Annotated in this window: 15 protein-coding genes and 1 pseudogene; 8 read left to right on the plus strand and 8 right to left on the minus strand. The window is 72.7% G+C overall.

All coding sequences use genetic code 11. The features are described 5' to 3' along the window. Window positions 1-73 precede the first annotated feature (73 nt). Both IE251_RS14545 and IE251_RS14550 read right to left on the minus strand, forming a co-directional pair. Window positions 74-2,458, minus strand: a complete 2,385-nt coding sequence (locus IE251_RS14545; protein ID WP_373301997.1) for a SpoIIE family protein phosphatase — start codon at window positions 2,456-2,458, stop codon at window positions 74-76. Between the two features lie 97 nt (window positions 2,459-2,555). Next, window positions 2,556-6,833 (minus strand): HAMP domain-containing protein, encoded by a 4,278-nt coding sequence (locus tag IE251_RS14550; protein ID WP_189753326.1) that lies wholly within the window; start codon window positions 6,831-6,833, stop codon window positions 2,556-2,558. A gap of 350 nt (window positions 6,834-7,183) precedes the next feature. Here IE251_RS14550 and IE251_RS14555 point away from each other — a divergent pair, with 350 nt between their 5' ends. Beyond that, window positions 7,184-7,915, plus strand: a complete 732-nt coding sequence (locus tag IE251_RS14555; protein ID WP_189753327.1) for a phosphodiesterase — start codon at window positions 7,184-7,186, stop codon at window positions 7,913-7,915. 31 nt (window positions 7,916-7,946) lie between these two features. Here the strand turns inward: IE251_RS14555 and IE251_RS14560 are convergent, their stop codons facing one another. Together IE251_RS14560 and IE251_RS14565 are read right to left on the minus strand one after the other, a co-directional pair. Further along, entirely contained in the window at window positions 7,947-8,822 is an 876-nt protein-coding gene (locus IE251_RS14560; RefSeq protein ID WP_229896760.1) for a Rieske (2Fe-2S) protein, read from the minus strand. A gap of 328 nt (window positions 8,823-9,150) precedes the next feature. Continuing rightward, window positions 9,151-10,677 carry a glycosyl hydrolase family 18 protein gene (locus IE251_RS14565; RefSeq protein ID WP_189753329.1) on the minus strand — a complete coding sequence of 509 codons (1,527 nt, stop codon included), beginning with the start codon at window positions 10,675-10,677 and terminating at the stop codon, window positions 9,151-9,153. Between the two features lie 280 nt (window positions 10,678-10,957). On the opposite strand from IE251_RS14565, the gene IE251_RS14570 reads away from it, so the two are divergent. The 3 genes and pseudogenes from IE251_RS14570 to IE251_RS14580 all read left to right on the plus strand — a co-directional run. Next, window positions 10,958-11,380: a DUF6003 family protein gene (locus tag IE251_RS14570; protein ID WP_189753330.1), complete on the plus strand. Its 423-nt coding sequence runs from the start codon at window positions 10,958-10,960 to the stop codon at window positions 11,378-11,380. A gap of 391 nt (window positions 11,381-11,771) precedes the next feature. Then, window positions 11,772-13,451: an Ig-like domain repeat protein gene (locus IE251_RS14575; protein ID WP_189753331.1), complete on the plus strand. Its 1,680-nt coding sequence runs from the start codon at window positions 11,772-11,774 to the stop codon at window positions 13,449-13,451. Window positions 13,452-13,730: 279 nt separating this feature from the next. After that, window positions 13,731-14,202: pseudogene (locus IE251_RS14580) on the plus strand (FAD-dependent oxidoreductase); the annotation flags it as partial. 30 nt (window positions 14,203-14,232) lie between these two features. On the opposite strand, the gene IE251_RS14585 reads toward IE251_RS14580, so the two are convergent. Beyond that, window positions 14,233-15,396, minus strand: coding sequence for a bifunctional class I SAM-dependent methyltransferase/NUDIX hydrolase (locus IE251_RS14585; RefSeq protein WP_189753332.1), 1,164 nt, complete (start codon window positions 15,394-15,396; stop codon window positions 14,233-14,235). 200 nt (window positions 15,397-15,596) lie between these two features. Here IE251_RS14585 and IE251_RS14590 point away from each other — a divergent pair, with 200 nt between their 5' ends. From IE251_RS14590 to IE251_RS14600, 3 genes are all read left to right on the plus strand, one after another. Continuing rightward, window positions 15,597-16,367 (plus strand): ATP nucleotide 3'-pyrophosphokinase, encoded by a 771-nt coding sequence (locus IE251_RS14590; RefSeq protein ID WP_189753333.1) that lies wholly within the window; start codon window positions 15,597-15,599, stop codon window positions 16,365-16,367. 316 nt (window positions 16,368-16,683) lie between these two features. Then, window positions 16,684-17,757, plus strand: a complete 1,074-nt coding sequence (locus IE251_RS14595; RefSeq protein ID WP_189753334.1) for a fatty acid desaturase family protein — start codon at window positions 16,684-16,686, stop codon at window positions 17,755-17,757. 63 nt (window positions 17,758-17,820) lie between these two features. Then, window positions 17,821-18,183: a hypothetical protein gene (locus tag IE251_RS14600; protein WP_200692103.1), complete on the plus strand. Its 363-nt coding sequence runs from the start codon at window positions 17,821-17,823 to the stop codon at window positions 18,181-18,183. 114 nt (window positions 18,184-18,297) lie between these two features. Here the strand turns inward: IE251_RS14600 and IE251_RS14605 are convergent, their stop codons facing one another. Both IE251_RS14605 and IE251_RS14610 read right to left on the minus strand, forming a co-directional pair. Beyond that, window positions 18,298-18,783, minus strand: a complete 486-nt coding sequence (locus tag IE251_RS14605; protein WP_189753335.1) for a hypothetical protein — start codon at window positions 18,781-18,783, stop codon at window positions 18,298-18,300. A 196-nt stretch (window positions 18,784-18,979) separates the two neighbouring features. Beyond that, window positions 18,980-19,915: an NAD(P)-dependent oxidoreductase gene (locus tag IE251_RS14610; protein ID WP_189753336.1), complete on the minus strand. Its 936-nt coding sequence runs from the start codon at window positions 19,913-19,915 to the stop codon at window positions 18,980-18,982. A 64-nt stretch (window positions 19,916-19,979) separates the two neighbouring features. Here IE251_RS14610 and IE251_RS14615 point away from each other — a divergent pair, with 64 nt between their 5' ends. Next, window positions 19,980-20,420, plus strand: coding sequence for a MerR family transcriptional regulator (locus IE251_RS14615; RefSeq protein WP_189753337.1), 441 nt, complete (start codon window positions 19,980-19,982; stop codon window positions 20,418-20,420). 130 nt (window positions 20,421-20,550) lie between these two features. Here IE251_RS14615 and IE251_RS14620 read toward each other — a convergent pair whose 3' ends face one another. After that, entirely contained in the window at window positions 20,551-21,846 is a 1,296-nt protein-coding gene (locus IE251_RS14620) for an extracellular catalytic domain type 1 short-chain-length polyhydroxyalkanoate depolymerase (RefSeq protein ID WP_189753338.1), read from the minus strand. Window positions 21,847-22,215 lie beyond the last annotated feature (369 nt).

Here is a 22,215-nt window from a genome sequence, read left to right on the forward strand (position 1 = left end):
GGCCCCGCGCCCCGGCCCCACCCCGGCGCGGGACCGCGGACGGACAGGACGCCGTGGTTCGCCCCCGGCAGCGCTACACCACCCGGATGCCCACGATGCAGGTGTCGTCGTCCGTGTCCGACCTGCTGTAGGTGAGCAGGCCGTCCAGTTGCTGGTCCAGGGTCTTCGGGGCCGAGCGGGCCGTGGTCAGCAGGTGGGCCAGGGACTCCTCCACGGAGCGGTCCCGGCGCTCGATCAGGCCGTCGGTGTACAGCAGCAGCGTGTCCTCCGGCGCGAACTCCAGCTCGGCCTCCTCGTAGACGGCGTCCGGTACCGCGCCCAGCAGCAGGCCCTTGACCAGCGGCAACGGCGCCGCCTCCGAACCGCGGACCAGAACCGGTGGCAGGTGGCCCGCCCGCGCCCAGCGCAGGGTGTGCCGGTCGGGGTCGTACAGCGCGCAGACCGCCGTGGCGGTGACCGCGCCGGTCAGATGGTGCGCCACGATGTTCAGCCACGACAGCAACTGGCCCGGCCCGGCACCGGTCACGGCGAGACCGCGCAGCGCGTTGCGCAGGACGACCATGCTGGTGGCCGCCTCGATGCCATGGCCGGCGACATCGCCCACGCACATCAGGACCAGCCCGGACGGCAGCACCACGGCGTCGTACCAGTCGCCGCCCACCAGGTGCTCGGTCTCCGCCGGGCGGTAGCGCACCGCGACCTCCAGACCCGGCACCGTCAGCGGCGCCCGGGTCGGCGGCATGATGGCGTGCTGCAACTGCAGGGTCAGCCGGTTGCGTTCGGCGGCCTGCTGCTCGGTGTGGGCGAGCTGGTCCCGGGTCGCGGCGAGCGCCACCTCCGTCCAGTGCTGTGCGGAGATGTCCTGGTAGGCGCCCCGTACGACGAACAGCCGGCCGTCGGTGTCCAGCACCGGTTCGGCGACCACGCGGATGTGCCGGGTCACGCCGTCGGGCCGCTGCAGCCGGAAGGCCGCCGAGGCGGGCCGGCGGTGGTGCAGCAGCGTGCGCAGGAACCGGCCGAGGGGCACGGAGTCGTCGGGGTGCGCGTACGCGGGCAGCTCCTCCAACGGCACGGGCGTGCTCGTCGGGGGCCGGCCGTAGAGGTGGAACAGCTGGTCGTTCCAGGTGATCTCACCCGTGAGCAGGTTCTCCTCGAACCCGCCGATACGGCCGAGGCGCTGGGCGTGCTGGAGCAGACTCGCCAGCCGCGCCGTCTCGTCCTCGATGCGCCAGATCAGCAGCACGCTGTTGCCGTGCCGGCTGATGCTGATGTCCGCGACCGCCGACAGCGACACCTGGTCGACCAGCGAGGTCAGCTGCATGCGGCGGGCCCGGAACGGCTCGCCCGTGGCGTACACCCGCTCCACCCGCTGGAACAGCTCGCTCTTGCCCGCGGCCATCGGGTACGCCTCCAGCAGCAGCGCCCCGTTGACCACCGCCCGCGGCCGGCCCGCCGGATCCAGGAAGTGGTTGTTGATGTGCTGGATGCGGAAGTCGACCAGCTGCCCGGAGTCGTCGAGGTACGGCACCAGGACCAGGGCGGGATCGTGCAGCCCGTCCGCCAGGTCCATCAACTCGGCGGTGTCGGGCAGGACACGGGGCTCCTGCCCGGCGTCCCGGCGCGGTGTGTACGTCTCCAGGGTGTGCGCGCACAGCTCGGCGAGGGCCTCCACCTGCCGGACGACCCCCGCCGGCTGGGGTTCCAGCGGGCCCGGCCAGGCGATCTCCAGCACTCCGTGGATCCGGCCCCCGGTACCGGCGGGCACCGCCACCCGCCCGCCGTCCGGGTGCAGGTGCCGGCCGATGGTGGGCAGCCCGGTCTCGGCGAGGGAGCCGAACCACTGACCGGTGCGCTCGGTCAGGCCCCGGCGCGCCACCGTCGCCACCTCCGGCGGCACATAACGCCATCGGGTGGCCTCCGCCGGGGAGAACCCGGCGCTGCCGGTGAGAGTCAGCGAGCCGTCGGCACCCGCGGCCCAGACGGCCACGGCCACCGCGCCGAGCGGGCGCAGCGCGTGCTCCAGCAGGGAGTCGGCGACGGCCTGGGTGTCGTCCGCGGCCAGCGCCCCGCTCTCGGCCGCCCGCAGCCGTACGGCCGCGGCCTCCCGCTCCTCGGCGGCCGTGGCGGCGGCCAGGAAGGTGGTGGTGATCTCCGACATCCGGTCGCGGGCGGCCTGGTTGATGACCTCCACCGCGAACTCCAGCGGGGTCGTCCCGGCCTGCTCGGTCAGCTCGGCGAGCTGCCGGGCGGCCTGCGCCGGACCGCAGCCCAGCCGCTCCACCAGGATGCCCTTGGCCAGCTCGATCAGCGCCCTGCCCTCCGCCTCCGCGTGCGCGGCGCGTACCTCACGGCGCAGCCGCTCCACGGTGGCGGCGAGCCTGCCGACGGGAGACGTGGGGGAGGCCCCGGCCGGGTCCGACGGCACCGGGTCGCCGGCCGCCGGCCGTCCGGCGAGCACGGACGGCTCCGCGCCCGCGACGATGCCCTCGGGCTCATGTGACTGATCGGTCGTGCTCACGACAGTGCTGCTCCTCGGCCGAAGCGCGCTCGCGCGCTCACGCGGACAGCCAGCGCCGGACGCAGGCCATGAGGTCGTGGGTGTCGACGGGCTTGGTGACGTAGTCGCTCGCGCCCGAGGCCAGGGACTTCTCCCGGTCGCCGGGCATCGCCTTGGCGGTGACGGCGATGATCGGCAGGTCGGCGTACTGCGGCAGCTTGCGGATCTCGGCGGTCGCCGTGTAGCCGTCCATCTCCGGCATCATCACGTCCATCAGCACCATCGCGATGTCCGGGTTGCCGAGCAGCGTGTCGATGCCCTTGCGCCCGTTCTCCGCGTGCAGCACCCGGAATCCGTACATCTCCAGGATCCCGCTCAGCGCGAACAGGTTCCGCGCGTCGTCGTCGACGACCAGGACCGTGCGGCCCAGGAAGCTGTCGTCCACCGGCGGGGCGAGGTCCTGCCGGTCCTCGGCCCGGACCAGGGACAGCACGTCCCCGGGCTCCTCGGCCGACAGGTGCAGCGCGATGCGCTCGCGCAGCTCGTCCAGGCTGGACAGGAACTCCAGCGCCCCGTTGTCCCGGAGCGAGCGCAGCGCCTCGTCCCGGGCCACCTCCGGCCGTCGGCCGCTGTGGACCAGCACCGGTACGCCCGCCAGCCCCGAGTCGCCCTGCAGGGCCCGCAGGAACCGGCCCGCCTCCCCGTCGGGCATGTCCAGGTCCAGTACGACGCAGTGGCACGGTTCGGCGGCCAGCGCGCCGGCCGCCTCCTGCGCCCCCACGGCGGTGATGACCTCCACGGCGGGCAGCGGGGAGCCGTCGTCCGGGCTGTGCCGGGCCACTTCCGCGACCACGCTCTCGGCGACCAGGGTCAGCAGCCCGCGCGGCCGCTCCTCCACCACGAGCAGCCGGCGCGGCCGCTGCCGGGCGGGGGAGGACTGCGGTGCGGCGCTGTCCTGGGCGGCCGTGGCGGCCGGGCCCAGCTCGGCCGGTTCCTTCGGCGCGCGCCGGCCGCTGCCGAGCAACTGCTCGAAGTCCGGGCGGGCCACCGGCAGGAACAGCGTGAACGTGCTGCCCCGGCCGGGAGCGCTGTCCACCGCGACGGCGCCGCCGAGCAGATGCGCGATCTCCCGGGTGATGGACAGACCGAGGCCCGTCCCGCCGTACTTGCGGCTCGTGGTGCCGTCCGCCTGCTGGAACGCCCCGAAGATCGTCTCCAGGTGCTGCTCCGGGATGCCGATGCCGGTGTCCCGTACCCGGAACGCCACGACGGCACCGCCCCGTACGACACCGTCCGGGACCTCCCCGTCCGCCGCCGGCTCGATGGACAGCTCCACGCGGCCCTGCTCGGTGAACTTCACCGCGTTGGAGAGCAGGTTGCGCAGGATCTGCCGCAGCCGGGAGTCGTCGGTCAGCAGGTCGGCGGGCGCGCCCGGCGCGGTGCTGACGGCGAACTCCAGTCCCTTCTGGGACGTCATCGGCCGGAAGGTGGCCTCCACGTAGTCGATCAGCTGGCGCAGCGGCACCCGCTCCGGGGTGACGTCCATCTTGCCGGCCTCGACCTTCGACAGGTCGAGGATGTCGTTGATCAGCTGGAGCAGGTCGCTGCCCGCCGAGTGGATGATCCCGGCGTACTCGACCTGCTTCGGGGTCAGGTTGCGCGACGGGTTCTGGGCCAGCAACTGGGCCAGGATCAGCAGGCTGTTCAGCGGGGTGCGCAGCTCGTGGCTCATGTTGGCCAGGAACTCCGACTTGTACTTCGAGGCCAGCGACAACTGCTGGGCGCGGGCCTCCAGTTCCTGCCGGGCCTGCTCGATCTGCAGGTTCTTCGCCTCGATGTCACGGTTCTGCGAGGCGAGCAGGGTGGCCTTCTCCTCCAGCTCGGCGTTGGAGCGCTGCAGTTCCTCCTGCTGGGACTGCAACTCGGCCGAGCGGGCCTGGAGTTCGGCGGTCAGCCGCTGCGACTCCTCCAGCAGCTCGTCGGTGCGGGCGTTCGCCACGATCGTGTTGAGGTTCACGCCGAGCGTCTCGCGCAGCTGCTCCAGGAAGTCCCGGTGGATCGGGGTGAAGGCGGTGACCGACGCCAGCTCGATGACACCGAGGACCTGGTCCTCGAACAGGATCGGCAGGAGGATCAGCGCGGTCGGGACGGTCCGGCCGAGCCCGGAGGAGATGGTGACGTAGCCCGGCGGCAGCGCGTCGACGGTGATGGTGCGGCGGCTGCGGGCGGCCTGGCCGACCAGCGAGCGCCCCACGGGGAAGCGGTCGGGCCGCTGGTCGTCGTCGGGCCTGCCGTACGAGCCGACGAGCCGCAGCTCCGGGCCGCTCTCGCCGTCCTCGGAGAGGTAGAAGGCGCCGTACTGGGCCGCCACCAGCGGCGTCAGCTCCTCCATGATCAGCTCGGCCACCACCGGCAGCTCCCGGTGCCCCTGCATCAGGCCGGAGATGCGCGCCAGGTTGGTCTTGAGCCAGTCCTGCTCCTGGTTGGCCCGGGTGGTCTCGCGCAGCGACTCCACCATGGAGTTGATGTTGTCCTTGAGCTCGGCGACCTCGCCGGAGGCCTCCACCGTGATCGAGCGGGTCAGGTCGCCCTCGGCCACGGCGCTGGCGACCGCGCCGATCGCCCGTACCTGACGGGTCAGGTTGCCGGCCAGCTCGTTGACGTTCTCCGTGAGTCGCTTCCAGGTGCCCGAGACGCCCTCCACCTCGGCCTGTCCGCCGAGGCGTCCTTCGGTGCCGACCTCGCGGGCGACGCGGGTGACCTCGTCGGCGAACGCGGAGAGCTGGTCCACCATCGTGTTGATGGTCGTCTTCAGCTCCAGGATCTCGCCGCGGGCGTCCACGTCGATCTTCTTCGACAGGTCGCCCTTGGCCACCGCGGTCGTCACCAGCGCGATGTTGCGGACCTGGCCGGTCAGGTTGTTCGCCATGGAGTTGACGTTGTCGGTGAGGTCCTTCCAGGTGCCCGCCACGTTCGGCACATGGGCCTGGCCGCCGAGGCGTCCTTCGGTGCCGACCTCGCGGGCGACGCGGGTGACCTCGTCGGCGAACGCGGAGAGCGTGTCGACCATCGTGTTGATCACGTCCGCCAGCGCGGCGACCTCGCCCTTGGCCTCGACCGTGATCTTGCGGGACAGGTCGCCGCGGGCGACGGCGGTGGCGACCTGGGCGATGGAGCGCACCTGACCGGTCAGGTTCGACGCCATCACGTTCACATTGTCGGTGAGGGCCTTCCACGTGCCCGAGACGCCCTTGACGTCGGCCTGGCCGCCGAGGCGCCCTTCGGTGCCGACCTCGCGGGCGACGCGGGTGACCTCGTCGGCGAAGGCGGAGAGCTGGTCGACCATCGTGTTGATGGTGTTCTTCAGTTCCAGGATCTCGCCGCGGGCGTCGACGGTGATCTTCTGGGAGAGGTCGCCCTTGGCCACCGCGGTCGCCACCTGGGCGACGTTGCGGACCTGGCTGGTGAGGTTGCCCGCCATGAAGTTGACCGAGTCGGTCAGGTCCCGCCACGTGCCCTTGACGCCCTTGACGTCGGCCTGGCCGCCGAGGCGTCCTTCGGTGCCGACCTCGCGGGCGACGCGGGTGACCTCGTCGGCGAAGGCGGAGAGCTGGTCGACCATCGTGTTGATGGTGTTCTTCAGTTCCAGGATCTCGCCGCGGGCGTCGACGGTGATCTTCTGGGAGAGGTCGCCCTTGGCCACCGCCGTCGTCACCTGGGCGACGTTGCGGACCTGGCTGGTGAGGTTGCCCGCCATGAAGTTGACCGAGTCGGTCAGGTCCCGCCACACACCGGCGACCCCCGGCACCTTCGCCTGGCCGCCGAGGCGTCCTTCGGTGCCGACCTCGCGGGCGACGCGGGTGACCTCGTCGGCGAACGCGGAGAGCTGGTCCACCATCGTGTTGACGGTGTTCTTCAGCTGGAGGATCTCGCCGCGCGCGGGCACGTCGATCTTCTGCGACAGGTCGCCCTTGGCCACCGCCGTGGCGACCTGGGCGATGTCACGGACCTGGGTGGTGAGGTTCCCGGCCATGGCGTTGACCGAGTCGGTCAGGTCGGCCCAGGTCCCGGAGACCCCGGGTACCTCCGCCTGCCCGCCGAGCGTCCCCTCGGTGCCCACTTCCCGGGCCACCCGTGTGACCTCGGAGGTGAACACGGACAACTGGTCGACCATGCCGTTGAACACGGTCGCGATGTCACCCATGAGTCCATGGGCGTCTTCCGGAAGGCGCGTCCCGAAGTCGCCGTCCCGCACGGCGGTCAGGCCCGCCAGGAGCTGCCGCAGCTCCTGGTTGCCCGGCGCGGCGTCGACCGTCTCGGACTTGTCGCTGGTCATGCGCAACCTCGTCCCGCTCCCCATGGGCCCTCGGCGGTGAGGACCCGAACACCCCTGCGGCCCGCAAGGGCCCCAACGCTGTGCATTTCCGCACTTCACGGATCTGCATGATGAGAAATACGCCGCAGGCTAACCCGCTTCACCCCCACCGCACAAAACCTCCCCCCGTCGCGCACCCGCGACACGCCGCCCCGGCACGGCGAGCCGGACGCCGGCACTCCGCACGACGTACGGGGAGGTCCGGCGCCTCACGTGAGGGGAACCGGCCGCCGGGGTACCCGGTGCGCCGGGCGGCGGCGGGCCCGCCGGGGGCGGGCCCAGGGACAGCGACCACGAGGACGGGATCGACCATGCCGAGAGGTGCGCAGGCCCCGCCGGTCCGTGAGCCGGCGGCGTCATGGCAGGTCCGAGGGGTCGAGGCGGCTTTCCGGCGGCTGGCCCGGCTGCGCGGGGCGCCCGCCCTGCATCCGCACGGGCTGATGTGCGCGGGCGAAGTGGAGGTACCGGACGGCGGTGGATACTGGGGCGCGCCGTGGCTGGACGGGCCGGGCCGGTTCACCGCCACCGTGCGGCTGTCCCGGGCGGCCGGGCTGCCCCGGCGCCTGCCCGACGCGCTGGGCCTGGCCGTACGGGTGGACCGGGCCGACGGTCCCGGCCGGGCCCTCGATCTGCTGCTGACGAGCAGCGGCCGGGGCCGCCTGGGCCGGCACCTGCCGCGGCCCCGCGCCGACGCGCTGGGCGGGCCGTACTCCAGCCTCCTGCCCTACCGGGTGGGCGGTCGCTCCTGTGCCCTGGCCGCCTTCCCCCGCCGGTCCGGGCAGGCCCCGGTGCACGGCGACCCGGCGAGCCTGGTACGGGCGCTGGCCGCCGGACCGCTCGTCTTCGACCTGTGCGCCGGGGAAGCCGGCCGTTTCTGGCGGCCGTTCGCCGTGCTCACCGTACGCTCCGCTCTGCCGGCCGGGCCGGAGGAGAGCGCGGGCTTCGACATCTACGAGCATGACGCCCGGGGCTTCACCCCCGGCCCCGCGCTCGCCGCCGTACGCCGCGCGGCGTACCGGGGGTCGAGGGCGGGCCGCCGCTGAGCTGCGCCTGCCGCCGAGTGCGGGGGCCAGCTCACTGCGCCGTGTCGTCCTCCGCCGGGCCCGGCTCCCGCAGGCGCACCTCGAGGTGGCCGTCGACGACGCGTGTGTCGAAGACGGGCTGGGGAGAAGTGGCCGGGCCTTGTACGTTCCAGCCGTCCGCCAGGCGGAAGACGCTGCCGTGCCAGGGGCACCGGACGCAGCCGTCCTCAAGGGCGCCTTCGGACAGCGGTCCCGCGAGATGGCTGCACCGCTCGGCCAGCGCGTAAAAGGTCCCGTCGGCTTCGCGGACCACCAGGACCGGGACGTCGTCCACGGCGCGCCGTGCCGCCCGGCCGGCCGGGAATTCGGCCACGGACCCGATCCGGTGCCAGCCCGCCGGGACGACCTGCGGGACTGCTTCCGCGTGGTTGACGCCGGCGGCCTGCCGGTAGGCGAGGTGGCCGCCCAGTACGCCGCCGGCCGCCACTGCCGTCAGCCCCAGGAAGCCGAGGCCGCGGCCGGCCTTCGTACGGCCCTTGACACGGCAGGCGAGCGAGGCGGCGTACAGTCCGACGGCCACTGTGTTGGCCAGCGCGTGCACCAGGCCGACGCGCTGCTGGCGGCGGTGCAGCTCCGCCCAGTCGACGGCTCCGGCCAGCGCCGCCGGGACGGCTCCGGCCAGCCCGACGGCGATCAGCGAGCCCGCTTCCCGCGCCCGGCCGGGGCGCAGGTCCAGCACCGCGGCGGACAGCCAGCTGCCGACCGGCACCTGCACCAGCAGCGGGTGCACCGGGTGGCCCAGCCACCTGCCGTGCAGCAGGTCCCGGCCGCCGCGCAGCGGCAGGGCCCGCACGCCCCGGCTGAGCGCGTCGATCACCGCGTCACCGCGCGGCAGCCGTTCGACACCGTCCAGGAGCCGCGGAACCATGTCCCGCCGCGTCGGGCGAGGTGGTGTTGTCGTCATGAGACGCTGGGTCCCCCGGCGCGCCTGCCGCAAACGGGCCGCCCAGGCGGCGGCGACCACCTCGGCCGCCCCGTTGTCCCGAGGGGCGGATCAGGCGGTTCGGCACACATCCTGGACGGTCCACGGCCCACGGGCGCCGGACGACCACGGGGGCCGGACGACCACGGGGGCCGGACGACCACGGGGGCCGGTTCACCGGCGCCCGGTACCGGGACCGGCCCGCAGGCGGTCCCGGCTGACCGGACGTGCCGTTGCCGTACCGTCCGGGCGCACCCGGGCGGTACGGCGCGGTTCAGCAGGCGCCGAGGTCCTGCCAGACGCCCCACTGACCGGTGGTGCCGGGCTCCTCGCCCGTCGTCCACCACTTGGCCTTCCAGATGTGGCCCTTGTACGAGACCTGCTGTCCGCCGGTGTACACCGCGTCCTTGGCCCACGGGGCGGCCGTGCACTGGTTCCCGGAGCCGCCGGTGACGGTCAGCGAGTAGGTCGCCGAGTGGCTGCCCGAGGCACCCGCGCCGGTCACGGTGACCGTGTACGTGCCCGATGCCGCGGCCGAGGTGGTGGCCAGGGTGAGCGTGGAGGAGCCGCCCGCGGTGACCGAGGAGGGGCTGAGGGAGGCGGTGACACCCGCCGGAGCGCCGCTGACGCTCAGCTTCACGTCCTGCGCCTCGCCCTTCGTCACGGCCGTCTTCACCGTGGCCGTCGCGGACTGGCCGGCCGTCACCGACCCGGAGGCCGGGCTGAGCGCCACGGAGAAGTCGTTGGCCGGGTTGGGCACGCCACCGCCGGTGAACGGAGCGAAGATGCGCGTGAAGTCCCACGTGTTCTGCTCGATGCCCGAGCAGTTGTCCGCGGCGCCCCCGCCCGGGCAGCCGCCGTTGTCCCGCTGCAACGCCCAGAAGGACAGGGTGTTGATGCCCTTGGCGACCGCCCAGTCGTACACGGTACGGGCGTTGGCCAGGGTGAACGTCTCCGCCTTGCCGAAGTCGTCGACGCCCGGCATCTCGGTGACACCGACCATGTTCCACAACTGGGCCGGGGTCTTGGCCGGATACAGCTCGGCGAGCAGGTCGTACAGGCCCTGGGCGGCGGTCTGGGTGTCCTTCGCCATGTCGTGGGGCTGGTTGTCGTAGTAGTCGAACGTCATGAGGTTCACGACGTCGACCCGGGTGCCGTTCTTCACCGCGTTGCGCAGCAGGGCCTCGCCGTTCTCCGCGGGGCCGTGCGTGGTGGTCGGCAGGGTGTAGGAGATCTCCACCTTGCGTCCGTTGGCCGCCGCCCAGTCCTGGACCAGCTTGATGGCCTTGTTGCGGCGGTCGATGCCGGCGGCGTTGTCGAGGGAGTCCACCTCGATGTCCATGTCGAGCCGCGAGATGTCGTAGGTGGTGATGACCTTCTCGTACGCGGCGGCGATCTGCTGGACGTCGGTGCAGCTGTCGGCGATCTCGGTGCCGGTGGTGTCGGCCGTGTACCCCCCGAACGAGGGGATGACGTCACCCCCGTTCGCCTGGATCGTCTTGATGTCGGCGCCGAAGGTCGAGGCGGCGATCGGCATGCTCGTGTCGCCGTTCCAGTACGGCGTGCAGGAGCCCTTGGTGGCGGTCTGGAGGAACGCCATCGTCAGGTGCTTGGCGCCCGACTGGGCGGACAGGGCGGCGGGGCTCTCGCCGGTCCAGGCCTCGAAGTAGGGGGCGAAGACGTGGTTCGGCAGGGGGGTCGCGGCTTCGGCGGTGCCGGTTCCCGCGAGGGCGAGGCCCGCCGCGGCCGCCGTGGTGACGGCCGCGGCGAGGGCCGCGCGGAAGGAACGCACGAGTCTCATGTCTGTCCCGGTGTGTGGAGGAGGTGGCCAAAGTTCTTGCGCGGGGAGGGAGTTGCCGACTACTGGATAGCGCCCCCACAGAGGCGGGTCAATGGTCTGGACCAAAAAGGGACTAGACCAATTTGTCGAACGGAAGCGCCCTGCCGCAGTACAGGGCGCCCGGCGGCGGACTGGACCATGTCCGGGCCTGCGACCAGGTCCGCGCCGGGATGACCAAGCGCGCCGATCGCGGGTATACGGGGTGCCGTGCCGACAAGTCTTCCGACGGGAGGAGCAGACGATGACCGACGACGCCTGTCTCGTGCTGAAGTCCGATGCGATGGCCGCGCCCGGCGTGCCGCCGACGGCTGTCGGTGACCTGGCCTTCCTGGAGACACCCGCGGTACGCGCCTGGCTCCAGGCCCAGGGGGTCACCGAAACCTCCCCGGACCTCCGGCTGGTGCCGCCCGAGGAGACGGCGGCCATCCCCGAGGACGCCGAGCGGCTGTCCGTGCCGCTCGGCGACGAGGAGCTGAGCCGGCTGCGCCACCACACCGCCCCGCCGGACCGGGCGCGGCTGGAGGAGGAACTGCTGGGCTACCGCTCCTGCACCGACGGCCGCGACGCCCTGCTCGCCCGTGCCCTGGCGGCCGGTGTGCCGGCGCACCGCGTCGCGGAACTCACCGGCGAGGACCTCGCCACCGTCGAGGCGGCCACCCGCTGAGGGCCTTGCCACCGTCGAGGCGGCCGTCCGCCGAGGATCCGGCTGGCGGTTCGTGGTGACGCCGTCCGTCACGACACCGGCTCCCGCGCGCCGGGGGAGTGTCCGGTCGCGGCGGGCGCCCGCGTCCGCCGGCCGCGCGGCGGTGCGCGGTGCCCGCGCCACCGGAGGCGTCCGGCGAGATGCCGCCCGACACGGCGGAGCCGCTGGGGAGTTGACCGGCGGCTCCGGGACCGGTCGGGCGCGCCCCCTTGCCCCAGTGATCTTCACACCTGTTTCATGGACTTCACAGGCGTCTCACCGACACCGGTGAGGTGCTCGACTCAGCCTGTGGGGGGCACAGTTGAATACAGCACAGCGATCCGGACGTCTCGCGGCCACATTCCTCGCCGCCGTGCTCGCCGGGACCGGACTGACCGTCGCCGCCGCGCCCGCGGCCCACGCCGCGGCCTCCGACGCCGTGGCCAAGCTGCCGATCGGGACGTACTCGGGCCTGGCCGTCGACTCGGTGCACCAGCGCGTCTACATCGCCGACCAGCGCGACACCAACTCCGACGGCACGGTGCTGGTCTACGACTTCGAGGGCCGGCGGGTCGGCACGATCCAGCGCGAGTTCGGGATCTCGGGCGTGGCGCTCAGCGAGGATGCCGCGACGCTGTACGTGGGCGAGCGCGGCCGCGTCATCACCTACGACACCGGCACGCTCCAGCCGAACGGCGCGTACAACGCCGCCTATGACAACTGCGGCCGGCAACTCGTCTTCGCCGGGAACACCGTGTGGAGCACGAGCGCCTACGTCTATCAGAGCTACCAGTGCGCCACGGCCTCCACGGCCCTGAACATGCTCGCCGACGGCGCGGTCAACCCGACCGGCTGGAACGACATCGGCCGGCTCCAGCTGGCCCCGGGGGCCCGCGGGCAGAACCGTCTCCTCATGGGCCAGCCCAAGGAGAGCGGTGCCGCGAACCCGTTCCTCGCCTCGTTCGACGCCAGCGGCGCCACCCCGGTACGGGACGCCTCCCGACGGTTCGCGGACAGCGACGGCAAGGGCGCCCTCGACCTGCAGGACATGGCGGCGAGCCCGGACGGCACCAAGGTGGCCGTGGCCGACGCCGCCGCCGGCACCCGGCTGCTGAACGCCGGCGACCTGTCGGACGCGTCCGGCCAGTACTCGGCGCTGCCCGCCGGCGCGACGTCCACCGCGGTCGCCTTCAGCGGCGACGGCAGGTACATCGCCCGGGGCGCCCAGGCCGGCGGCAGCACGCCCGACCTGCTGGTGCAGAGCGCCGACCCGGCCGACGGCACGCCGCCGCTGGAGTTCGCCTTCGAGGGCAGCCTCGACGGGAACGGCGTCGCCCCGCGGGGGCTGGCCTGGTCCCAGGACGGCTCGCGGCTCTTCGCGGTCACCCGGGGCGGCACCGGCCAGGAGTACTGGCTGCACGTCATCCAGCCGCCGGCCGTCCAGTACGACACCCGTTTCACCGGCGACCTCGCCCACAGCCCCGCCGGAGCCGTCGCGGGGGAGCCGCTGTCGGTGCGCGGCCGGCTGGAGTGGGACGGGCCCGCTCCCGCCCAGCCGCTGAAGGTGACCGCCGTGCGCCAGGACGCGAACGGCGCCCACCAGCTCGGCACGGCGACCGTCAAGGAGGACGGCACCTTCACCGTCCTGGACGAGCCCGACCTGGTCGGCGCGGCCACGTACCGGGTGTCGTTCCTCGGTGACCTCACCCACCGCCCCGCCACCGATGTCACCCACACCGTGACGGTCGGCAAGGCGCCCGCCTCGATCACGCTGGCCGGGCCGGAAGAGGCCACCATGAGCGGGGGCGTCCACCTCACCGGCACGTTCGCCGCACAGGGCAAGGCCCTGCCCGAGCGGGCCACGCTCACCGTGAAGCGCACGGACCGGCTCGGCACCGGCACCCTGTCGTCGGTCACCGTCGCCGCCGACGGCACCTTCACCATCGACGACCTGCCACGCACCCGGCGCGAGGTGACCTACACCGTCAGCTGGCCGGGCGACGATCTGCACACGAGCGCGACAGCGTCGGCCGCGGTGTTCGTCAGGCGCTGAGCCCACCGCTCCCGTCCCGGCCCGACCCTCCGGGGAGCGGGTGCGGGACTCCCGGCGGCGGAGCCCGGCCTCGCCCGACTCCGCCGCCGTCCGCTCGCTCCCTGCCGCAGCGAACACGGCGCTCGGCCGCCTCGGCGTCACCCACGCCCCGCATGCCACGGCCCCAGTGACTGAGAGGCTCTCCCAGCACCCTGGCCCCCGCCGCGCTCCTCGTCGCGGCCGGCCCGGCACCCCTCACCGACGCGGTGGCCGGGGCTCCCGACCGGAACACCGCGCCGACGTACGTCAGGCCACTGCCCGGAGCACCCGGCGTTCACCATGCGCAACACCTTCGAGCTCTCCCACGAGACCGTGATGTGGAACGTCCCGGGCAGGGCCGCCGCACTCCACGCCGTGGGGGACAACGACGACGTGCACGCCTTCCCGAACTTCGCCCGCCCGCGACCGCCGTACGACGCATTCCGGAACCCGCGAGCCCAACGGGACCTGCTCACCGAGGTCTTCGCCGACGCGGAACGGGAGGTCCCTGGCATGCTCGCCACCCTGCGCGAGGCGGACGGCCAGATCCGCATGCCCCGCTGGTCCGGCGGCAGGGTCGCGCTGGGTGGGCGACGCCCCGCTCTTCCCCACCACGGCCCGAGCCCTGGAGCGGCGCAACGACATGCTGCGCAACCCCGGCAGCAGACCTCCCACGAAGGGCCACCCGGCCCACTCGGCCCTCACCCTGCCCGACTTCACGCCGACGAGGTGAGTGGGCCGGGTACGCGCCACGCGATGACGCTCACCCACGCCGGGTGCCGTCGTAGGGGTGGAACGAGGCGGGCGGGTGGTCGAGCGGGAGACCAGGGTCCCAGGCCGTCAGGCACTGGGCGCTCGGTACGAAGAGGGGCCCGGGGAGTGCGTCCAGGGGCCAGAACCGCCAGGCGCGGATGGTCTCCTCGCGCTGCCGCGGGGTGCCGGACCAGCGATGGACCACGGCGGGCACCGTCACCCGCACGACGTCGCCCACCCGGTCCAGGAGTGTGCCCAGCAGCCGCACATCGCCGGGATCCGTCACGAGACCGGCTTCCTCGGCGAGTTCCCGCGCGGCCACCTCGGCGAACGTCTCGCCGGGCTCCGGTTTCCCGCCCGCCAGCTCCCAGGTGCCGCGTTGGTGCAGGCCCAGCAGCACTCCGTCCGGACCGTGCACGATCACGCCTACTCCCACCGCGGCGTTGGGCGGCGGTGGCGCGCTCGTACGAGGACGGCTGGGCACCCGCTCCGGCCGGCGGGCGGCGTACAGCCGGTACGAGGCGGCGTTGCCCGGCTGCGGGGCGTCGAGCGTGGTGACCGCCTCCAGGACGAGTCCGTGCTCGGTGAGGAGGGCCTCCCAGGTCGCCGGCGCGAGGACCCACATGTGGACCAGGTGTTCCCGCTCGGTGCCGGGCGGCCGCAGGACCTCGGGCCGCGCGGCCACGGTGGCCGCGGGGCCGACGCCGCCGGAGTTGGTGTGCAGCGCGCTGAAGAGGAGACGCCCACCGGGCTTGAGCCCGTTGGCGAGCGCGGGAAGGAGCCGGCGCGGGTCCGTGAAGGGCATGCCGCTGACCGAGTAGATCAGGTCGTACGGCTCGGCATCGCGCAGGTGGCTCACGGCGTCGGCGCACACCAGACGCAGTCCTGAAGTTGCGGGGTAGCGGGCGGCGGCGCGCTGGTGCTGGGCCGGCGAGGAGTCGACGGCGGTGACCCTCGCGCCGAGAGCGGCCATGAGGGCGGCGTGCCGTCCGAGCCCGCTGCCCAGGTCGAGTACGCGCAGCCCCTTCACGTCGCCGAAGACCTCGAGGCCGGGGCCGGCCCCCGGGACGTCCCAGGCCCACCGGTCCAGCTCGGGCGGCTCGACGCCCCTGGCGAGCTGGTGCCTGCCGTACGCGGTCCAGGTGTCGCGGTTCTCCGTCTCGATGTCCGGCATGGTGTGCTCCAGCGGTGAAGAGGCCGTGGCCAGGGGCGCGGGGCGTGGCAGCGCAGGACGCCGAGGCTGGCGGTGCGGACGGTCACCGTGGTTGAGGGTCTCGCCCTGTCCTGCGCGTTCGGGCCACGACAGTAACCGTCGGGACGCCGGGCCGGTTGTGTCTTGCACAAGGTCAACTCAGCAAGGTGAAGGCACAGTCCATGACGAACAGCACGACCATCACCCCCACCATCGGCCGGGGCCTGCTCACGGCGGCGCTCGCCACCGCGCTGGCCCTCGGTGCCGGACCGGCGGCGACCGCGGCCCCCGGCGACGCCGGCGGTTGGAAGGGGGAGGGCGGGCTCACGCTGAACGCCGCCGACAACGCGAAGGTGGACGCTTACGTCGACCGGACGAAGGAGGCCGAGCGGTCGATCACCGTGGACGTGCGTGCCGCCGCCCTCGCGTCGGGCGCGGAGCTGGTCGGCTTCGAGCACCGCCTCAAGTCGCCCGACTCCCTCAAGCGGAAGGTCGCCACGTCCCTCAAGGAACACCCCGAGCACAACGTGGACACGGCCCTGGCAAGGCTGAGCGACGCCGTCCGCTACACCCTCCAGTGGCCGGACGGCGCCTACACCGACGGCGTCACCACCGCGTCCGCCGTCCTGTCCGCCTGGGGCAACGACACCACCAAGTGGTCCAACACCTGGGGCCGGACCAGTGGCTACAAGGGTCTCAACACCGGTTGGCGCGCCCCGCGTTCCGGGCAGCTCTTCGAGATCCAGTTCCACACCCCCGCCAGCAAGCACGCTCAGGAGGTCACCCACCTGCTGTACGAGGAGCAGCGCCTGCCCTCCACCACCCCGGCCCGGAAGAAGAAGCTCCAGGCTCGGCAGGACGCCGTGTTCGCCGCCGTACCCGTACCACCGGGAGCCGACCGGCTGAGCCCGCCCGTCAGCCCGTCCGCCCCGCTTCCGGCCTTGGCCCGCTGAGGAGTTCTTCGCTCCGCCGCGTAGGTGCCCGGCCGCACGCCCCGCCGCCCGGACACCGGCCGGCTCCCCGCAGCACCGCCACCCGCCGGACCCGCGACGGTGCGCGTCGCGTCCCTGGGCCGGGCGTCGAGGAGTACCTCGAGCAGCGTTCCTGACCGCCCCCGTGGGCGAGCGGCTCGGCACGCTCTCCTCGAGAGGCGCAGGTCAGGAGGGGTGGAGGGGTGGAACCACCCCTGCTGCCCTGGGGAAATCCCCCGGCCCGAAACGGTACCTGGCTGGCTGTCCCGCGGGGACGGGCGCGCGGAGACTCGGTGGCATGACGTTTTCCCCGCAGGCCGCGGCCCTGATCACGGCCCCCGCCGAGCCTTCCCCAGCCCCCGGAGCCGGAAGCGACTTCTCCCGGCTGTCCCGCCGTATCACCGAGGCGGGACTGATGCGGCGCCGCCCCGGCTACTACGCGGTACGGCTCGGACTGGTCGTCGCGCTGACGGCGGCGGGCTGGGGCGCCTTCCTCGCGCTGGGTGACAGCTGGTGGCAGCTAGCCGTAGCCGCGTTCCTCGCCCTCATGTACGGCCAGACCGCCCTGGCGGCACACGACCTGGCACACCGTCAGGTGTTCCGGCGCGACCGGCCGAGCCGGACATGGGGCCGGCTCTTCGGCAACCTGGGGATCGGCATGAGCTACGGCTGGTGGATGAACAAGCACACCCGCCACCACGCCAACCCCAACCACGAGGAACTGGACCCGGACGTCGCCCCGGACATCCTGGTGTGGTCCACCGCCCAGGCACGCCACAGCCGGGGTCTGGCCCGTCTCATCGGCGGCCACCAGGCATGGCTGTTCTTCCCGCTGCTGACGCTGGAGGGCTTCAACCTGCACGTCGCGAGCGTACGGGCGCTGCGCTCGCCGTCCATGAAGCACCGCACGCTGGAGGCGGGACTGCTCCTGCTGCACATCACCGCCTACCTCTCGGCGCTGTTCCTGGTCCTCCCGCCCGGCAAGGCGGTCGCGTTCCTCGCCGTGCACCAGTGCCTCTTCGGTGTCTACCTCGGCTGCACCTTCGCCCCGAACCACAAGGGCATGCCCACACTCAGCGGCGACGAGCGGCCCGACTTCCTGCGCCGCCAGGTCCTCACCTCCCGCAACGTCCGCGGTGGCCGGCTCACCGATGTGCTGCTCGGCGGGCTCAACTACCAGATCGAGCACCACCTGTTCCCGGGCATGCCCACCCCGCATCTGCGCCGCGCCCAGGTCATCGTGCGCGCGTACTGCGCGGAGATCGGCGTGCCGTACCACGAGACCGGTCTGATCCACTCCTACCGCGAGGCCCTGACCCACCTGCACCGGGTGGGAGAACCCATCAGGCGGCAGCGCGGGACGGCAGCCTGACCGAGGCCGCCGCGCCACTGTGCCCCGCGCCTCCGGACGCAGTCGCCGCTACGGTGTGGGGCCATGTGCACCTACGCCTTCGTCCACTACAAGCTGCACTACGCGTGCGTGTCGTGCCGGATCGGCTTCAAACGGCATCCCCGCGACGCCGGACACACGTGCCCGCGCTGCGCCGCGCCGTTGCTGTGTGCCGGCCATGACTTCGCGACACCCCGCCGCAGCGATCGGAAGGCGTGGTCGGTCGTCGCGGCGGTGCTGGGCGCCGGACTGCGCTACGAGGGCTTCGAGCCGTGCGGTTGCGGACGGGAGCCGAAGTTCCGCCCCCGTACCCGCGCTCAGGTGCGCGCCCGCCGTGTCATCGCGGCGCGGACCGGCGTCCCGCTCGCGGAACTGCTCGGCCGGGCCGACCCGTTGGAGCCCCGCTGATCCCACCGGAAGCCGGTGAAGCCCGCTCGGCCCGGCTCCCCGGCACAAGCGGTCTCCTTCCCGCTCCCCGTCCCAAGGCCCAGGAGTGGGCGCGGCCACGGACGGGGCGGACGGTCACTGCCGTTCCGACCGGTCGCGCCGCTCGCGTTCGTACGCGTTCCAGTCGGCCGGCGGATACGTCGCCTGCGGGGCAGCGAGGGCCACGTCGGTCGCGATCGCGGTCTCCACGGGGAAGAAGCCGAGGTCCCGGACCAGTTCCATGGCCCGTACGGTGTCCTCGCCGAGCGGACGCGCCATGCGGTCCGCGCCGGACGGGAAGGCCACGGGCTTCATCCGGGCCACCCTGAGCATGCGGTCGGCCCGCTCGTCCAGGCCGAGGACGGAGTAGCCCACGGCCAGGGCGAACTGCTTGAGCGCCGTGGCCATGGCCCCGGACAGGTCCGAGATACCGCGCAGCGTCTGCGCGGGGCTGCCCGCGACGGCGTCGTACGGTGTCGGTCCGTACTGCCGCTCCAGACGTTTGTGCTCGCCCTCCAGCAGGGCGTGCGCCTCCTCCAACACGCGGGCGATACGCGCCAGTTCGGTCATGTCGTGGAACATCGTGCCTCTCCTTCCCGCCAACTGGGCCGACTCTACGAGTGATTGCGGTGCCCGCGGAGGCTGATCGCGCGCAGGTGGCCTGATGGTGTGACGGGTGGCCGGCCCGGTGGACGCGGCGGTGACCACGTGGAGAGCACGCTGCTCACGGGGCCTCCGCGCAGGTCAAGCCCCGCCCACCGCGACGGCGGCACGAGCGTCAGGGGCGTGGGGCCGAGGTCCCCTCCTTCGGCGGGGTCGCCTTCTTGAACAGCTCGTGGACGGCCAGATAGCTTTCCCCGCCGTGGCCCTCCGCGATGGCGCGCTCGGCGATCTCCTTCATCAGCCGCGGATGGTCGGAGTGGACACCCTGCTCCTCGCTGGTGCGGGTGATGTGGTCCAGCGCGTTGAGGTTCATCTCCAGCGTGGAGAGGGTGCCCGGATAGTGGCCGGCGTCCAGGTCGGGCGCCCGGCCGGCCAGGGCCGTGTAGTCGACCACGACCGGCATGAACCAGCCCAGCGCCAACTCCGCGAATTCCCGGGCCGGCACGTTCGCCGAGCCGACCAGGGCGGTGGCGTGCAGCCAGCCGTTCAGGGTGGCGTACATCATGTCGAGCAGGGCGGTGTTGTAGAGCACCGCCAGGCCGGGGTCGTCTCCCAGGTAGCGCGGGTCGCCGAGGCTCGTCAGCGCCTCCGAGTGCTGCTCGAAGACAGCCTGCGAACCGCTGTAGAGGAACACCGCGCCCGGCTGCCCCACCATCGGCGGCGGCACCATGACGGCACCGTCGAGATAGTCCACACCCCGGTCCGCCGACCACTGGACGGCCGCCCGCGCCTCGGCGGGCGTACCGGAGTTGAGGTTGACCACGGCGCGGCCGGCGAGCGCCTCGGCGGCCGGCTCCAGGACCTTGTGCATCGTGTCGTAGTCCGTGAGACACACGAGGGTGAGCGGGCTCGCGGTGACCGCCTCGGCCACCGTCCGCGCGCGCCGGGCGCCCCTGGCCACGAGGCCGTCCGCCTTCTCGGGGCTGCGGTTCCAGACGGTGAGCGGGTGGCCCTTCTTCAGCAGGGTCTCGGCCAGAGCCCTGCCCATGGGGCCGAGTCCCAGCAAGGTGACGGGCTTGTGCTGCGGTTCAGTCGAGTGGTGTGTCGTCATGCCGATTAGGTTGGGGTCTGACATTGATGTGAGAGTCAAACCGGAACTGTGTGGTGAGCGACACATGCGCATCGGAGAGCTGTCCCGCCGGACCGACGTCAGCGTGCGCCTTCTGCGCTACTACGAGGAACAGGGACTGCTGCACCCCGTACGCCGTCCCAGCGGATACCGCGAATACCAGGAGGACGACGTCCGTACGGTGCACAACATCCGTACGCTGCTGGGGGCGGGCCTTTTCACGCGAACGATCGCCGCCCTGCTGCCGTGCATGGTGGACGACGGCCAAGTGCTGGCGCCGGCCTGCTCCGGCACGCTTTCCGGCCTTCAGCGGGAGCGCGAGCGCATCGACCGGGCGGTGGCCGATCTCCAGGCCGCCCGCGCGGCGCTGGACACCCTCATGACCGTGCCCCTGTCGTACGACACCGACGGGACCGAGGTCTGCCACGCCGTGCCGGAGCCGGTGCCGGCCGGGTTCGACGCGGTGCTCCGCGGTGCGGACGACTGAGGCGGGGAACACGGGCGCGCGCTCGGTACACATCTGATGGAGCCCGGACCGCCCCCTGACAGGAGGACGGTCCGGGCACGCGGGGGTGACCGACAGGTGTGTCACCCGCCGCTCCGGCCGTGGCGGTCGGTCAACTCGTGGCGCAGGTCGCGCCGTTGAGACTGAAGGACGCCGGGGCGGAGGTGTCGCCGGTGTGTGTGGCCTGGAAGCCGAGGGTGGTCGAGGCACCCGGGGCCAGGGAGGCGTTGTAGGCGGCGTTCCGCGCGGTCACGGTGCCGCTGGAAGGCGAGAACTGGGCGTTCCAGCCGGAGGTGATGGACTGTCCGGCCGGCAGGGTGAACGTCAGCGCCCATCCGTCGACCGGCTCGGTGCCGGTGTTGGTCACGGTGATCGCGGCCGTCAGCCCGGAGTTCCATGTGCTGGTCGAGTACGTCACCTTGCAGGCGCCGGCCGGCGGGGTGGGCGGTTCGGTCGGCGGCTGGGTGGTCCCGGAGTCCAGTCCGAAGAAGGAGATGGCGCGTGCGGCCATGCCCGCGGCCGGCAGGGTGTGCCCGACGCCCTGGATGCTGATGGCCTCGACGGGGGCCTGGGTGCCGGTGCCGCCGTAGCGGGTGCGGGTCCAGTTGGACTGGGGGTGGTCGGTGGACGCGGGCGTCTGGCTCACGCCGAGGACATTGGTCCACTGCTTGATCTCTTCGCCGAAGTTCGGGTAGCGCAGCGTGGTGTCCTCGGTGCCGTGCCACAGCTGCATCCGGGGCCGGGGTCCGCTGTACCCCGGGTAGGCGCCGCGGACCAGGTCGCCCCACTGCTGGGCGGTCTTGGTCACGGTTCCGTTGGCGCAGGCGCTGTTCCAGCCGGAGCCGTCGGTCGTGGCGAAGCAGCCGAAGGGCACGCCGGAGAAGGCGGCTCCGGCCTTGAAGACGTCGGGGTAGTCGCCGAGCAGGACGTTGGTCATCATCGCGCCCGACGAGGCGCCGGTGACGTAGACGCGGTTCGGGTCGGCGCCGTAGTGCTGTTCGGCGTAGGTGACCATCGACACGATGCCGACCGGGTCGCTGCCGCCGCCGCGCTTGAGCGCCTGCGGCGAGGAGACGTCGAAGCAGCCGCCGCTACGGGTCACCGAAGGGTAGATCACGACGAAGCCGTACCGGTCGGCCAGCGAGGCGAACTCGGTGCCGGAGTAGAAGGCCGGACCGGAACCGGTGCAGTAGTGCACGGCCACCAGGACCGCGGGGCGGGCCGGCGCGCTGTCCGGGCGGTAGACGTACATGCGCAGGTTGCTCGGGTTGGCGCCGAAGCCGGTGACCTCCGTCAGGGAGGCCGCGTGGGCGGCAGGCGCGGACAGGGTCAGCATGGCCAGCAGCGGCGCCAGGACCGCGAGCACGGCTGTCAGCAGTGGCCGTAGTCTCGGCCTTTTTCGGATCATGTCGTCGGCTCCCGTATCGAAACATTCGGAGGTCTTTCGGGAACGTGCCGCGTCACGTTAGGGGCAGTGGAGGGTGACGTCAACCACTCCCGCCGAAGTGCAACTCCCCGTCCGGTCAACACGGGTCGATCTTCAACCGACTCTGCGAAGAGTCGTCCCGGACCGTTGACCACCGATGATTCGGTTCGTAATGTGCCCGTCACATTCGATCAAAGCAACGAAACTTTCGATTGAGGAGATGGCATGCTCCTGTCTAGTTCGCTGTCCCGGCGGGCGGCCGGGGCGGTCACCACCGCGCTGCTCGCCGCGTCGATGGTCACGGCCCTGTCGCACACCGCCACCGCCGCGGACGACACCCTCGGCTCCGCC

This window comes from Streptomyces eurythermus, assembly GCF_014649115.1.
Lineage (GTDB): Bacteria > Actinomycetota > Actinomycetes > Streptomycetales > Streptomycetaceae > Streptomyces > Streptomyces eurythermus.

Excerpts from the sequence above, each read along its gene's own strand:
- IE251_RS14595 (WP_189753334.1), top strand. The coding sequence starts at position 16,684 with ATGACGTTTTCCCCGCAGGCCGCGGCCCTGATCACGGCCCCCGCCGAG.
- IE251_RS14615 (WP_189753337.1), top strand. The coding sequence starts at position 19,980 with ATGCGCATCGGAGAGCTGTCCCGCCGGACCGACGTCAGCGTGCGCCTT.
- IE251_RS14620 (WP_189753338.1), bottom strand. The coding sequence starts at position 21,846 with ATGATCCGAAAAAGGCCGAGACTACGGCCACTGCTGACAGCCGTGCTC.
- IE251_RS14555 (WP_189753327.1), top strand. The coding sequence starts at position 7,184 with ATGCCGAGAGGTGCGCAGGCCCCGCCGGTCCGTGAGCCGGCGGCGTCA.
- IE251_RS14605 (WP_189753335.1), bottom strand. The coding sequence starts at position 18,783 with ATGTTCCACGACATGACCGAACTGGCGCGTATCGCCCGCGTGTTGGAG.
- IE251_RS14550 (WP_189753326.1), bottom strand. The coding sequence starts at position 6,833 with ATGACCAGCGACAAGTCCGAGACGGTCGACGCCGCGCCGGGCAACCAG.
- IE251_RS14560 (WP_229896760.1), bottom strand. The coding sequence starts at position 8,822 with ATGGTTCCGCGGCTCCTGGACGGTGTCGAACGGCTGCCGCGCGGTGAC.
- IE251_RS14590 (WP_189753333.1), top strand. The coding sequence starts at position 15,597 with ATGACGAACAGCACGACCATCACCCCCACCATCGGCCGGGGCCTGCTC.
- IE251_RS14610 (WP_189753336.1), bottom strand. The coding sequence starts at position 19,915 with ATGACGACACACCACTCGACTGAACCGCAGCACAAGCCCGTCACCTTG.
- IE251_RS14565 (WP_189753329.1), bottom strand. The coding sequence starts at position 10,677 with ATGAGACTCGTGCGTTCCTTCCGCGCGGCCCTCGCCGCGGCCGTCACC.
- IE251_RS14600 (WP_200692103.1), top strand. The coding sequence starts at position 17,821 with ATGTGCACCTACGCCTTCGTCCACTACAAGCTGCACTACGCGTGCGTG.
- IE251_RS14585 (WP_189753332.1), bottom strand. The coding sequence starts at position 15,396 with ATGCCGGACATCGAGACGGAGAACCGCGACACCTGGACCGCGTACGGC.
- IE251_RS14570 (WP_189753330.1), top strand. The coding sequence starts at position 10,958 with ATGACCGACGACGCCTGTCTCGTGCTGAAGTCCGATGCGATGGCCGCG.